The sequence below is a fragment of the Paenibacillus sp. FSL R5-0908 genome (genome assembly GCF_038006245.1).
GTDB lineage: Bacteria > Bacillota > Bacilli > Paenibacillales > Paenibacillaceae > Paenibacillus_AQ > Paenibacillus_AQ odorifer.
This window is the reverse complement of sequence record NZ_JBBOUV010000001.1, coordinates 2,480,369-2,494,199: the sequence shown is the minus strand read 5'-3', so window position 1 is coordinate 2,494,199 and position 13,831 is coordinate 2,480,369. Positions and strand designations below refer to the sequence as shown.

Here is a 13,831-nt window from a genome sequence, read left to right as displayed (position 1 = left end):
CATTTTTTTATAAGAACCTAAACCTTAATTAAGCTTCAACATCCTATCGATAATCACTGCTGCTTGAGCACGGTTGGCAATATTTTTAGGACCGAAGGTATCCGCAGTCAGACCTTGCACAATACCTTCCTGTGTTAGTAATGCCACCGCTTCTTTACCGTAAGCAGCGATTGTTGCCTGATCTTTAAAGTTAACCAAAGCGGCATTTGTATCACTTACCGACTTGCCTTTAAATTTCTTAAGTGCGTTGGATACAATGATTGCCATTTCCTCGCGTGTAATTGCACGGTTAGGATCAAACTTTCCGTTGCCTACACCGTTAATCAATCCGTTCTTGACCCCGGATGCAATGTATCCGTAAGACCAGTCAGAAGCTTTCACGTCACTGAAGGCAGCGGATGATTTCACATCAAGCAGATTAAAAGCTCGCACGATCATGGTAATAAACTCGGCACGCGTCACCTCTTTAAGCGGAGCAAAGGTATTGTCGCTCACCCCTTGCAGAATCCCTTTTGCCGCCAGCTCTTTAATCGCCGATGCTGCCCACGCCACCTTACCTAGATCCGTGAAGTTTGAACCTATTGGGTTTGGTGTTGCAGACGGCTGCACAGTTGGAGCTGGCGTTGGTGTTGCAGACGGCTGCACGGTCGGTGCAGGTGTTGATGTTACAGATGGCTGCCACGGTGTCGAAGGTGTTGTTGGCTCTTGTTCATTCACCCCGTTATCCATACCATCCTCTTCGGTCGCCGCTGGAGCAGCAGCATAGATTGAATTGGCAAGCAATCTGAATTGATTTTGCGGATGATATTTATTCATCAGATCATTCGCAAATAACGTCACATGAATGTTGTCTGTATTGTAAGTAAGCGCCAATATTTGGTCTTGTGCAGCCTCGTTATTCGGCCACCAGCCTGCTTTGAAAAAGTCAGCTCCTGATCCGTATTTCGCCAAGATCTCTGCGCCTTCAGGCACTTTCGTAATATAAGCCGCGGAAACCGTGTAGAGGTATTCGCTATCGGCATAAGGCGCTGTAATTACATTGTCCTGAGAGACCTCAGCCTTAAACAATCCCTCATGAGCATCTTCTTTGCCATCCTTATTGACCGGAGTTGAATAGTCCAGCCCAGGGAGGACCTTAAGCCCTTTAACAGTTTTCAGCATCGTTCTTCCATAACCGATAAATGGTTTACCTGCAGCAATCAGATTCGTTCCCGAATTGATTAGAACATCTGCTGCCACTGTATCCGTAGTTACGTTAAATCCAAGATCCTTCAGCATAAATGCAGTCGCTCCTGCAATAGCTACCTTAGGAGCCTTAAGCAATTTACCCGTTCTGTTCTCTGAAGCACTAAACGGAACAATATCCAGCAGATATTTAGACGATACCGTTCTAAGGTTGGATCTGGAAACAAGGAAGCTTCCCTTCTCGTAACCCGTCCCCCCATTCTCCAGCAATGTTACTGCCTTATGATTGGCTAGCAGCTCATTCACAGCTTTTATGGCATCATTGTTGCTGTTTTTAATGACATAATTTTGCTCGAACGGAGATTGATCCAGATTCGTACTAGGGATCGTTACACTGCTAACCTGTTCTGTCTTCCCAGTGAATGCTCCTACAGAACGGCTAATATATCGGTCAAAACCACGCATAGCCGAGAAATTCTGTACCGTATCTGAATACATCTCATTAAAATCCGAGACATCTAGTCCATCATACAAGACAAGATTCGCATAACCTCTTTTGGCTTGATGCATATTCACCACATAGGTTCCAGCCGGATAGACTACGGAATCTACAGTTACACTGGTTGTTGTCCGTTCTACCTTCACATTGTTACGTAATAGGTACTGAACCATTTTGTAGGTTTCCAGATCATTTTTTTGCAAATCTTTTGCAACCGGAAGAATATAATACTCAGGGAAGAAATTCGTATTCTCCTCTACCCCTGGACGTCCAATAGACTCATTTTGTGCATTGATTAGATAATCTTTAACAGCAGCATTAGTATTCTCATTTTGGATACCCCGTTTGAAGATTTCCAATTGATTCAGGAACAGTTCCTGCTTGTTGTTGATCACATAATCGGTTGCCCCCAAAGCCGCATAATAAAAGGCATCCAGTGAATCTTCATTCAATTCAGGCACTTCAATGGTATGCCCAAGTGCTCCTTGATGCATGGCATATACAGCTGTGTAGGCTGGTGAAGCATCATCCCAACCTGTTGCATTCGTTCCTTTATAGTTCGGATCCTGTTGTGTTTTTTCGTATTCTTCATAAGGGATATGGTAGGAATCATATTTAGTATTAGCAATTCCCGCCTTACCCATGGCATTTGCTTGCTCAAGCATACTTGGCATTACAAGATCATATTCAATGTTAGGATCATGAGGTGGTGTGCAAGGCTCAATCAAGAAGCCACTTACAAATCCATGCATATCCAAAAAGGTAAGCGGCGTCCACTTAGCAATTTGTGCAGTTACCGCTTGTGTCTCAGGCTGGGTCTGGTAAGAGTTGTCCCGATTTGGATCAAGCAGTGTTGAAGTTTGACGCGTGTTTAACGCGCGACCGTCAGGATTCTCTACATAATCAAGCAGGAAAATCACATGGTCAAGCGCTTCGTCGATGTTCAGAACAACCTTTTTCGGATTTCCATTCTCATCAGTGGTATCATAGGTGACAATTTGCTGTGTCATCAGCGTATCCAAAAACTTAATGATTACATCGACACCATTGGCTTCATCGGCATGAATGTTATTCAACCAGATAGGTACCTTATAATCCTGCAGATCCCCGTCGTTAATTTTCTTTTGCAGGGCTTCAGGATCATTCATCATAAGTGGTAAGGTCTCGTTCAAATATTGATCTACTGAGGACTTATCCTTAGCAACAATAGAGAAATGAATGGCACGACCTTGAGTTGAGGTCCCAATTTGCTGATACTCTACATATCGATCATATTTATTATTGCTTTCAGCAGTAATCCTATCGATCGCGGGTTTAATCTCATCATATGTATGATAGGTTTCATATGGATTTAGTTTGACTTGCTGCTCTACCAGCACATCTCCAGCAGGTAATGTCCCGATTAGATTATAAATTCCCACTCGTTTAACGTACTCTGCACGTATACCCGTTAGTGAGAGATTCTCTCCGTACAGCAAATCAAAATGAATTAAAGCTTTTACTTTTGAACCTGAGATCGGCTCATAGGTCACTGTTACGAAAGGATTACCTGAATAATCTTTCGCATCTTTATTCCATTTCTTCCACTCTGCCAGCGGCTTCATCTCTTCCGCCGTTCTGCCAAAATTCCAGATGATATCTTGAGGCGATGCCCCATCAGGAAGATCTAAAGTCAATTCTAATGTTCTAGCTTCCGTCATAGAAGCTTTGTATACTTCTGTGGAAACTGTCGCCGCTATTTGTTCATAGACAGCAGTCGCTACCGTAGTTTGTTCTGAAGAAAGCACCGCTGGATCAGCTGTGTTCTCCGTAGAAACCGGAGCAACAACCGCCTGCGGGTTAATTTCGGTTGCAACTTCACCTGCATATGCAGCTGGAAGCAGACCCGACATCATAAGTGTAAAAGCTAGTAATAAAGATAGTATTCTCTTGGACATTTTTTACCTCCTATAATTTTGTCTACTTTCACCCCGAATTGAATGAATATACACTTATATGAATCTGTATTCATTACATAATATAGTATTCTATTAATTTTGGAAACAAAAATAATAGAAAAAATAATATTTTTATACGACTCGCCCAGGTAAGCGTATTCATTTTGTGCAAGAGTCCTACACTACCGCAACAAAAAAAAGCGCCCGGATAACCGAACGCTTTGAATTACAATAAATATATTAAACGGTTTCTGGAAAAGAAGCTTCACTTAACTCTTGTGCAGGTACAAGTTCACTGCTACCCTCTTGCTCTACAGGTGCGTTAACCAGCATATACACACGGGACTCGTAAGGCCGTAATGCGACAGTCTCAATCGGCTCCGCAGGATCAACCTCATAGTTATGCAAGAGCAATTCACTAGTATCAAACTCCAAATCAAATGGAAGGTCAAACAGTGCTTCCTCTGCTGTCAGGTTAGACATGACCAGCAGTTTTTCATTTCCAAGCGTCCGAGTATAAGCATAAATACGTTCATCTTCAGGCAAAATGAGATCATAAGTCCCGTAAACAGTAACGGGATTAGCAGCCCGAAGAGCGATAAGCTTTTTGTAATGATGATAGATGGAATAAGGGTCCTGCTTCGCCCGCTCCACATTGATTTCCGTATAATTCGGATTCACCTTCATCCATGGCTTGCCGCTGCTGAAACCAGCGTTTTCAGAGTCGCTCCATTGCATTGGTGTTCTAGAGTTGTCCCGGCCGTTCTTCCAGATTACCTCCATGACTTCCTCATGTGTTTTACCGGCTTCAGTCTCCAAACGGTACAAGTTCTTCATCGCCACATCATCGTAATCATCCATTGATTCAAATCTTACATTGGTCATCCCAATTTCTTGACCTTGATAAATAAATGGTGTTCCCTGCATCAGGAAATACATCGTAGCCAACGATTTAGCTGACTCTTTCCAATACTGGCCATCATTTCCCCAAGTAGAAACTGAACGCGGCTGGTCGTGATTTTCGATGAACAATGCGTTCCAGCCTCTGCCCTCAAGACCTTTTTGCCAACGGGAGAGAGCTGATTTTAGCTGCAAAACATCCAATCCACCTGTCACACTCTTATTCCAAAGAGCTAAATGCTCGAATTGAAAAATCATATTAAATTTGCCTTGCTCTTCACCCACCCACGACTCCGCCTGATCAACATTTACACCACTCGCTTCGCCAACCGTCATGATGTCATATCGGTCAAACGTCTCCTGCTTGAGCTCCTGCAAGAAATCGTGAATCCCTTCACGGTTCATGTGCCCATCGCCAGACGGAACATACGGAAGATTCTGTGGATTCGGCAGATCGGGATGTCCGGTGATTTTTTTAATATGTGAAATGGCATCCACCCGGAAGCCGTCGATTCCTTTGTCCAGCCACCAGTTGACCATGCTATACAATTCACGGCGCACCTCAGGATTCTCCCAGTTAAGGTCTGGCTGTCTTTTGGAAAATACATGCATAAAATATTGCTCTGTGGCAGGATCAAGCTCCCAAATCGAACCGCTGAAAATACTCTCCCAGTTATTCGGCTCCTTCCCGTCCTTAGGATCACTCCAAATATAATAATCCCGCTTCGGATTATCCATGCTTGAACGTGCTTCAACAAACCATGGATGTTCGTCCGAAGTATGATTAATCACTAGATCCAGAATCAGCTTCATGCCTCGCGCATGAACCTCATGCAGCAGCTGATCAAAGTCGGCCATGCTGCCGAACTCCGCCATAATATCCTGATAATCCGAAATATCGTAACCATTATCATCATTTGGGGATTTATAAATAGGACAGATCCAAATGACATCGATGCCAAGCTCCTGCAAATAATCAAATTTAGAAATAACTCCCTGCAGATCGCCTACACCATCACCATTGCTGTCCATAAAGCTCCGTGGGTAAATTTGATACGCCGTGGCTTCTTTCCACCATGTTCTGTTCAATGCATCCAGCTCCTTCGTATTCATATACCCTTCACAGGAAAATATTTTCCCAAAATTCATTAGAATTAATAATTCAGTTATTATTTTTAGCAAAAATTCAACTTTATCGTTCAAAACAAGCTTTTTTCAAGGAAATAATTTTCCTACAGCGATCATTATAGGACCTTTTATTTCCTAGGTCAACAACAATCTTTTGGATTCTTGAAGCTATCCGTGATATGCTTGCGAGAGTTGAAACACCAAGTGAATCATATGGAAAGTTATGGTGATCTTCTTGAAGGTAAAGATAAAAGATATAGCCCAAATGGCGAACGTTTCGATCTCTACGGTGTCCAGGGTAATCAATAACAGCAAACCAGTAAACGATGATGTCCGTAAACGCGTACTGGAAGCTATTAAACAAACCAACTACCGTCCGAATGTCATCAGCCTTGAAACGGACAAAGCTAATACACAGTTGATCGGTGTGATCATTCCGCAGAATAGCAACACTGTACTGGATGACTTCAATGTTGGTATTCGCGATCTCGCGGATTTGTATGGCTACGACATTATGGTCGGATTAACGGACGGCAGTGCAGAAAGTGAACAACATTATTTGAAGATGTTCCAGCGGATGGGGACAGAAGGAAATATATTTGTGGGTTCTATTCCAAACCATGAACATCTGGAGATCATCCGCAGCTCAAATACACCTTGCGTGCTTGTCGGGCAACAATCGCAGGTGGATACGATTCCTTCCGTTCATCTGGACAATATAACTGCCTCTTATGAAGCTGTTACTTATCTGATTCAAAAAGGTCATCGCAAAATCGCTATGATTCGCGGCTCGGGAGATAATGCGGTGGGTGGGGATCGGTATAAAGGCTATCTACAAGCCCTTATGGATGCAGGCATAACCTTAAGGAAAGAATGGGTAGTAGAAAGTGCGATGGCCGTCGAAGATGGGAGCGACGCCATGCGCCGAATTATGGATAGCGGGGAGTTACCTACTGCGGTGTTTTGCTCTACAGATTGGATGGCAGTTGGAGCCATGAATCATTTAACCGATAACGGTCTACGGGTGCCAGCTGATGTCGCCGTGTTCGGATTTGATAACAGCTTCATTGCCTCTATCGTTCGACCTAAGCTTTCCTCGGTTGAATACTCTGGAACGGAGATTGGGATGACCGCCACCCGAACCTTAATCAAGCTGATTAAAGGGGAGACCGTTGTGCCGCATCATGCAAATGTGGCTCATTATTTGGCTATTCGGGAAAGTACGGGTTAGGAGATGTGGAGCTCCTAACCCTTTTTTATACAGATGATGTTGTTGATGTTATTGTGTGAATCCTACTTTGGCTCGTTCACGCGTTTTGGTATCTAGAGAGATGGAACAGATCGAGCTGATTGGAATATAAAACTCTTCAAAATCCGTCCGATATTTGACGAAATTTTCACTTACCGTTTCCAGCACTCCTTTTGTAGCGTTGGAGCCATCCACAAAATAGATTGTTACCTCTTTTCCCTGCAAAACCTCCAGCATAGCCTTCTTCACTCCTTCGTCTTAGAGATTTGTGATGACCTTATCGATAATTCCGTATTCCACCGCCTCATCGGCTGACATGAAATAATCTCGATCCATATCTTGAAGTACCTTCTCTACCGTCTGCCCAGTTCGGTCCGCTGTAATTTGCACAAGCACTTCCCTTGCCTTCAAAATACGTTTGGCACTGATCGCAATGTCACTAGCCTGCCCCTGCGCCCCACCATGCGGCTGATGAATCATAATCTCGCTATTCGGCAGGGCATAACGTTTCCCTTTGGCCCCAGCCAATAACAACAAAGAACCAAAAGAAGCCGCCATTCCTGTACAAATGGTATTCACCGGCGGCTTAATAAGCTGCATCGTGTCATAAATACTGAAGCCTGCGGTGATAGAGCCACCTGGACAATTAATATACATGTGTATATCTTTATCCGGATCTTCTGCTGATAAAAACAATAACTGGGCAACAATACTGTTAGCCAGCTGATCCTCAATTTCCGCACCTACGAACACTATCCGGTCCTTCAACAGCCGCGAATAAATATCGTAAGATCTTTCACCTTGATTCGTTTGTTCGACTACATAAGGAACGTACGCCATCCGTATTCGACCTCCATCTATTTTTAGAGTTTTGAAATCTACCCTGTAAACGGATTAGCATGGGGATAGGATACGTTAGGCGTGAGAATTTTTATTTTTTAAAATTGCGTATCTTAATTTCCTGCTCATTCGTTTATTATTAGAAGTAATCGAAATCACCTTACTGGAAAAGGAGTTATGCAGAGTGATCATCCTTGAGAAGCTTAGCACCGGAGATGCGCCGGATGAAAGTAACACCAGGTCTTTGCAGATAGCTCTGAAGCGATATTGTCTTGCATTGACACAATCCCCGTGGGATGCCGATGATTTAGCTCAGGATACATGGGTCAAGGCCCTTGGTTATATGAAGCCTTCGGACTCAACGAGCACAAATAATGGGAACAGTCTAATGAATGAAGTTAAACAAAATAAAGAAACCATTGAAAATGATAAAGCTAATGAAAAACTTGAAACTAATCAAACTAATCAAACTAATCAAACTAGTAAAATGAACTATACGTTTTCTACGGCTGCAACGTCTGCTAATACTGCAACGTCAGCCAAGGCTGTAACGCCATCTAAGACTGCAACGTCTGCAAAATCTGCAATGCATTCTACGATTCCTACAAATTCTACTCATCATACAAGTTCTACAAATCACCCAAATCCTGAGGCATTGCTTTTTCGGATTGCCCGAAACACATGGATTGATATCATGCGGCGAAAAGCCACCTTGTCACGAGTGTTGGAGCTGGATCAGTCCCCCACTGAGGCCTCTGCGGAGTATGGTTCATTTGAGATTGAAGCTGCTTTTCAAGCACTACAGGAGCATTTATCTCCGCTGCAGCAGGCGGTGTTCCTGCTTCGAGATGTGTTGGGGCACTCTGCAATGGAAGCTGCCGAGATTCTCGATACCACAGAAGGGGCAATAAAAGCCGCTCTGCACCGAGCCCGGCAAGCCCTTCCTCTCGTAAGACAAGAGCTGCTTCAGGCCGATGGTCCTTCTTTACCACAGGACACAGCCATGCAGATCGTCTTGAGCCGCCTTGCAGCCGCGTATGAACATGGAGAAATTGCCGAGCTGATCGAGCTTGTATTTGCGGACGAAAGCCAGGAACCTGTAATGGCGGTATCGAGCCAAAGCTTGCAAGGCTTCCAGACCTCCCAAGCTGGTGGATTCAGTTCAAACAGTTGGAACTATACCACGCCAGGAATGTGTATGGTGGCGTAGTTTTTCGTTATGCTGGATTTCGGGCAGCTAAGTGTCTCGTTACATTAAAAACGAACAGATATATTTGCGATTAGTTCGCTTAATGTGTAATTAGCGGTTAGGCAGTTTGTAGTAACTAGCTGTAGACTTGCATATTGTGCAACAGAATCAGCCGTCCTGGCCGCAAAATTGAATCTGCAGCACTTTCTGCAATAGATTCTGGTGAAAAGTTAGTTCAATGCCACTTGCTCATCCATTGATTGTATAGAGTGCAATAGGATCTCGATGATCCTGCCGCTTATCTACAATGAGTCAGAAGCTTTATATAAACCAATAAACAGTCGTTTTAATAACTATTAATAGCAATCAAGGAGTGAGGTTGATGAGGAAGATTCTTATTTTAGGCGGCACACGCTTTTTTGGAAAACGTTTGGTCGAGCGTCTGCTTGAGGATTCTAAGAACGAAGTAACCATATTAACGCGCGGGGAAACAAGCGATCCTTTTGGCGGTCTCGTTCACCGGATACAGGTAGATCGGTCTCAACCGGAGGTCTTCGCTCAAGCATTAGGTGGTACGAGTTGGGATGTAGTTTACGATAATATTTGCTTTTCAGCTGATGAAGCGGATCAAGCGCGCCGTATTTTTGACGGCAAAACCACACGTTACATACTGACTTCAAGTTTATCTGTCTATGATTTCAGTGAGCAAGCGCTGACGGAAGAGATATTCGATCCTGAAACGTACCCGATTCGTTATGGAGGACGAAATGATTTCACCTATCAGGAAGGGAAAAGACTGGCGGAAGCCGTCCTTATCCAACAAGCTAACTTCCCTGTAGCCGCTGTCCGCTTTCCGATTGTCCTGGGAATGGACGATTATACACGAAGACTCCATTTTCATATTGAACATGTACGTAACGAACTGCCCATCGGGATTCCGAATCCAGATGCAAATATCTGTTTTATCCGTTCGGACGAAGCCGCTGATTTTCTATATTGGCTCGGCAACTCGACGGTGACGGGTCCTCTCAACGCTTGCTCAGACGGTACGGTTAGCATTCAAGACCTTATCTGGCTGATTGAAAAAGAGACCGGAAAACAAGCCGTCATTCAAAGCGAAACAGCGGATGCACATAATTCTCCATTCGGGATCACACAATCTTGGTTTATGGATACAGCTAAAGCTCAATCGGAGGGATACAAGTTTCTCACTCTAAGCGACTGGCTCCCAGAGTTAGTTGACACCCTAAATCAAACTTACGAGGACTAATTACTAACTATGTTACTACGATAAAAAGCTGGCTTTTCGTGGACACTCCCACGAATGAGCCAGCTTCTTTATGCAACAAATCACAATTACGCGTTGAGTTAATTGCACTCTATACAACTATTTTCAGGTATGTGTACTCACGCCTGGTTTTAGTTGTATTTCATGCAATTATATCCCCACCAAACCACCGTTATTGTCATTTCGCCTCGAAATAACTGCACTAAATACAACTAAACCCTAATCAAGCTACATACAAACTTTTTTAGTTGTATAAAATACACTTAAAATCAAAACGGCAGGTAGAACCTTACTAAGCGCTAAACTTTAGCCTCTCATGTTTAAACTCTACTCTCTAGACTCTACTCCCTACTCCCTACTCTTTACTCACTGCTCACTGCTCACTGCTCACTGCTCACTGCTCACTACTCTATTCTCTATTCTCTATTCCTCCTTACGCTAAGAATGCCAATTCCCGCTGAGCTAAGCAGAGATTGTCAGATATGATCCCTCTTTAGAAACGTCTGCATTTGGTGTACCACCATCATCTGGAGGATCGCCAACACCCAATGTATCATCTCCTAATGCATCTCCTAATGTGTCCCCAGCTTCTGGAGTGCCAGCATGCTTTGTATCCCTGTCACCTTCATCGCTGATCCCTTTGTCTCCATCCGAATCAATCTTAAAAATGTTGATTTCTTTGAATAAACTCTGCGAAATTTCATTAATCTCAATGGCTTGACGGGCTATATCACGGATAGCATGATCCTGCTGTACGCTGGAGGCGTTCACCTCTTGCACCCCTGCCGCAGTTTCCTCGGCGATGGCCGCGACGGCATGCACAGACTCTGCGAGTCTACGGTTCATAGTCTGCGTCATATCCACTTTGTCGTGAATTTGCCCAATCTGTTTACTAATCTCCACAATAGATTGATCAATCGCTTCAAAAGAGGACAACGTTTCAGCCACTTTATGATCCTGTTCCTCAAGATTTCCTTTGGTCACCAGCATATATTGCTGGAATTCATCCATCCCGGATTGCAGCTCGCTAATAATCTGACTGATATGTACGGAGGACTCTTTGGTCTGCACAGATAATTGTCTTACTTCATCAGCGATGACAGCGAACCCTTTTCCGTAGGCACCTGCCCGGGCTGCTTCAATTGCTGCGTTAAGTGAGAGAATATTGGTCTGATTAGAAATATCTGTTATGGATTTAGTAATGCGCGAGATGTCCTTTGATTGATCACTCAGTTTGGTTAAAGCCAGATATACTTTATTCACAGATTCTCGCGAATGCTCAGACACCTCCCGGAGGGCGATGACGGATTCAGATCCTTTACGAGTATTGTGATTAGCCGTTTGACTGGTAGCCAGCATAACCTCGGTATACTCCGTGATCTCATTCACTTCACGTTCCAGCTCCTGAATTAGGCCAGCGCTCTGCTCGGATTGTCCTGCCTGCTGTTCTGCCCCTACCGAGATTTCCTGTATAGTGCTTACGATATCTTGATTCGTATGCGCAGTTATAGATGAAGATTCTTGAAAAGAATGCGAATAAGTTGCCAGCGAAGAGGCTACTGACTGGGTATGCTGAAGCATTTCCCGGACCCGCTCTACCATATGATCAAAATGATGACTCAAACTGCCCAACTCATCGTTGTAAGGAGAATTAATCTGCTGACGCAAATCTCCTTCGGCAATTTTTCGCAGAGCCACTTGCAGTTTATGAATAGGATTCAGGAAGGAACGTATGAGCATAACCGCAATCACTAATGTGAAAATAAACACTAGCACAGCTGCGTAAGCAACTATAGAGGTGGTTAGATTAAGCAGATCAAAAGAATAATCCTGTGCTTTTTCTGCATTTTCTGCTGCTGCCGTATACAATTTTTCATTAGTCACTAGCATGACTTCACTCAACGCTGTAGCCTTCGTATGTAATTCATCGATTTGTTCCAGCACACTCATGGGATCAAGCTGCTCGTCTTCTATGGTCTTTACCAATTCGTCAAAATATCCCGTATATTCCCCAACCTGACTATGTAATTGTTCTAACTCTTTAAATGCCGGCGAATCTGCCGCAAAATTCACCGTCGCCAACTCTTTAGTCAGCTTTGTTTGCTTGTCCTTAAAGGGTTGGACGAACTCCAAATCACTCGAACCCGCTAACGAAGATTCTACCGCATTCATTTCCTGCAGCAGTTGCGTAATGATTGACACGGTAATTCGTTTTTCCATCTCAGCTTTTTGCGTTTCCATAGAAATCTCCACTTGGCTGATTTTATGGTTTTGATAAAACGCTACTCCCAAAAAGAAAAGAACAACGGCGGAAAAACTCAAAATCAACTTCCATTTCATAGTTAGATGCATAGACCTAGCTTTCAACAATATCATCCTCCGTATAAAGCCTCATATTGCAATAGGTACATTCTACCAATATCTTGATTGTAGAAGCTGGACGTTAAATACTGGACAATGTTTTGTATGAGAAATGTAAATTATCTCGAATACCCAATCATTAATTCTCCTTGCAATTGACGTAACGTTAAATGCTAAAATAATCCACATAAGGCGCCTTATCAAACTATGAAATGGGAGTTGTCTATGAGCGGATTTGTTACCATTGATAAGCTTTCTGCGCAATTCGGACTGACGAGTCGGACTCTGCGTCACTGGGAAGCTCAAGGATTGTTTGAAAGTAAGCGGGACAGCAGCTCTGGCTGGCGGATTTATGATGAGAAAGCAATACTCGCCATTCGGGTTACCTCATTATTAAGAAAGCTGGATATTAGCATCAAGGATATTGGAACCGTGCTTGTAAATATGTCCGTTCAGTCCATGTACGAAGCGCTCAGCCAGCAAGCGGCTTCTATTCACAATCAAAAAGCAGAACTAACGAATAGAGAAAGTGAAATCCATCTCTTTTTACAGTGGATATCCGCCCATGTCGAGGAACCCATTACAAATCAATTATTATCTGAACTAAACGAAAAGTCATGCAATCCATCGGATGGTATGACTAAAACTGAGGAGGTTATATCTATGCCAACTATTAATCACTCTACCCCTATTCATGTAAGATTCATTACTCTTCCAGCTATGAGATTTGCCTACAATGTTGCGGTTAGTACCTCTCCAGAAGATGAGGCTATGATCCCAGTTAATGAATGGCTGGAAGCTAGTCAACTATTAGGCACAGCACGGCTTTTTGGCGGCAATACGAACCCGCATCCAACTGGTGAGAATAAACCTTACGGATATGGATTCTGTGCCTCAATTCCGGAAAATGTGAAGATACCAGCTCATCTAAAGGAAATGCGGCTCGACGGCGGCCTCTATGCTCTGACAGAAAGCACTGATGATATCTACGGCTCATGGCAAGCTCTAATGGGGTATCTGGATACTCATCCTGATTATCAAGCGGATCACAATTCCAGATTATGTCTTGAGGAGCATATCCGTAACGATAGTCCCAAAGGTAGCGGAAATGAGTATGCCCTAAATCTACTCGAACCTGTAAAAAAGAGAGTTCACGCACTTGCGTAAATGAGCGAGCCATAGATAAACGTTTCTAATCTTTAAAAAAACAAAACGCTCTCATCTGCTTATTCGGGCAGACGGAGAGCGTTTTGTT

Annotated in this window: 9 protein-coding genes and 1 pseudogene; 5 read left to right on the top strand and 5 right to left on the bottom strand. The window is 43.6% G+C overall.

Annotation, left to right across the window (positions count from 1 at the left end; genetic code table 11):
* Nucleotides 1-24: 24 nt before the first annotated feature.
* Complete coding sequence (locus MKZ09_RS10795) at nucleotides 25-3,621, bottom strand: S-layer homology domain-containing protein (RefSeq protein WP_076134017.1); 3,597 nt, start codon at nucleotides 3,619-3,621, stop codon at nucleotides 25-27.
* Nucleotides 3,622-3,861: 240 nt separating this feature from the next.
* Nucleotides 3,862-5,610 (bottom strand): glycoside hydrolase family 13 protein, encoded by a 1,749-nt coding sequence (locus MKZ09_RS10790; protein WP_081394222.1) that lies wholly within the window; start codon nucleotides 5,608-5,610, stop codon nucleotides 3,862-3,864.
* Nucleotides 5,611-5,884: 274 nt separating this feature from the next.
* Between MKZ09_RS10790 and MKZ09_RS10785 the strand changes: the two genes are divergently transcribed.
* Nucleotides 5,885-6,880 carry a LacI family DNA-binding transcriptional regulator gene (locus MKZ09_RS10785; protein ID WP_256717039.1) on the top strand — a complete coding sequence of 332 codons (996 nt, stop codon included), beginning with the start codon at nucleotides 5,885-5,887 and terminating at the stop codon, nucleotides 6,878-6,880.
* Nucleotides 6,881-6,928: 48 nt separating this feature from the next.
* Here MKZ09_RS10785 and MKZ09_RS10780 read toward each other — a convergent pair whose 3' ends face one another.
* Nucleotides 6,929-7,135: a hypothetical protein gene (locus tag MKZ09_RS10780; protein WP_036679303.1), complete on the bottom strand. Its 207-nt coding sequence runs from the start codon at nucleotides 7,133-7,135 to the stop codon at nucleotides 6,929-6,931.
* 21 nt (nucleotides 7,136-7,156) lie between these two features.
* Nucleotides 7,157-7,738, bottom strand: a complete 582-nt coding sequence (gene clpP / locus MKZ09_RS10775) for an ATP-dependent Clp endopeptidase proteolytic subunit ClpP (RefSeq protein ID WP_036679301.1) — start codon at nucleotides 7,736-7,738, stop codon at nucleotides 7,157-7,159.
* 244 nt (nucleotides 7,739-7,982) lie between these two features.
* Between clpP and MKZ09_RS34410 the strand changes: the two are divergent.
* The 3 genes and pseudogenes from MKZ09_RS34410 to MKZ09_RS10765 form a co-directional block, all read left to right on the top strand.
* Nucleotides 7,983-8,078 (top strand): annotated as a pseudogene (locus MKZ09_RS34410) (sigma factor); the annotation flags it as partial.
* Between the two features lie 3 nt (nucleotides 8,079-8,081).
* Nucleotides 8,082-8,948: a sigma factor-like helix-turn-helix DNA-binding protein gene (locus tag MKZ09_RS10770; protein ID WP_370511166.1), complete on the top strand. Its 867-nt coding sequence runs from the start codon at nucleotides 8,082-8,084 to the stop codon at nucleotides 8,946-8,948.
* Nucleotides 8,949-9,309: 361 nt separating this feature from the next.
* Nucleotides 9,310-10,197: an NAD-dependent epimerase/dehydratase family protein gene (locus MKZ09_RS10765; RefSeq protein ID WP_076203127.1), complete on the top strand. Its 888-nt coding sequence runs from the start codon at nucleotides 9,310-9,312 to the stop codon at nucleotides 10,195-10,197.
* 480 nt (nucleotides 10,198-10,677) lie between these two features.
* Here MKZ09_RS10765 and MKZ09_RS10760 read toward each other — a convergent pair whose 3' ends face one another.
* Nucleotides 10,678-12,456: a methyl-accepting chemotaxis protein gene (locus MKZ09_RS10760; RefSeq protein WP_179089533.1), complete on the bottom strand. Its 1,779-nt coding sequence runs from the start codon at nucleotides 12,454-12,456 to the stop codon at nucleotides 10,678-10,680.
* Nucleotides 12,457-12,801: 345 nt separating this feature from the next.
* On the opposite strand from MKZ09_RS10760, the gene MKZ09_RS10755 reads away from it, so the two are divergent.
* Nucleotides 12,802-13,743: a MerR family transcriptional regulator gene (locus MKZ09_RS10755; RefSeq protein WP_076203119.1), complete on the top strand. Its 942-nt coding sequence runs from the start codon at nucleotides 12,802-12,804 to the stop codon at nucleotides 13,741-13,743.
* The last annotated feature ends 88 nt before the right edge of the window (nucleotides 13,744-13,831 follow it).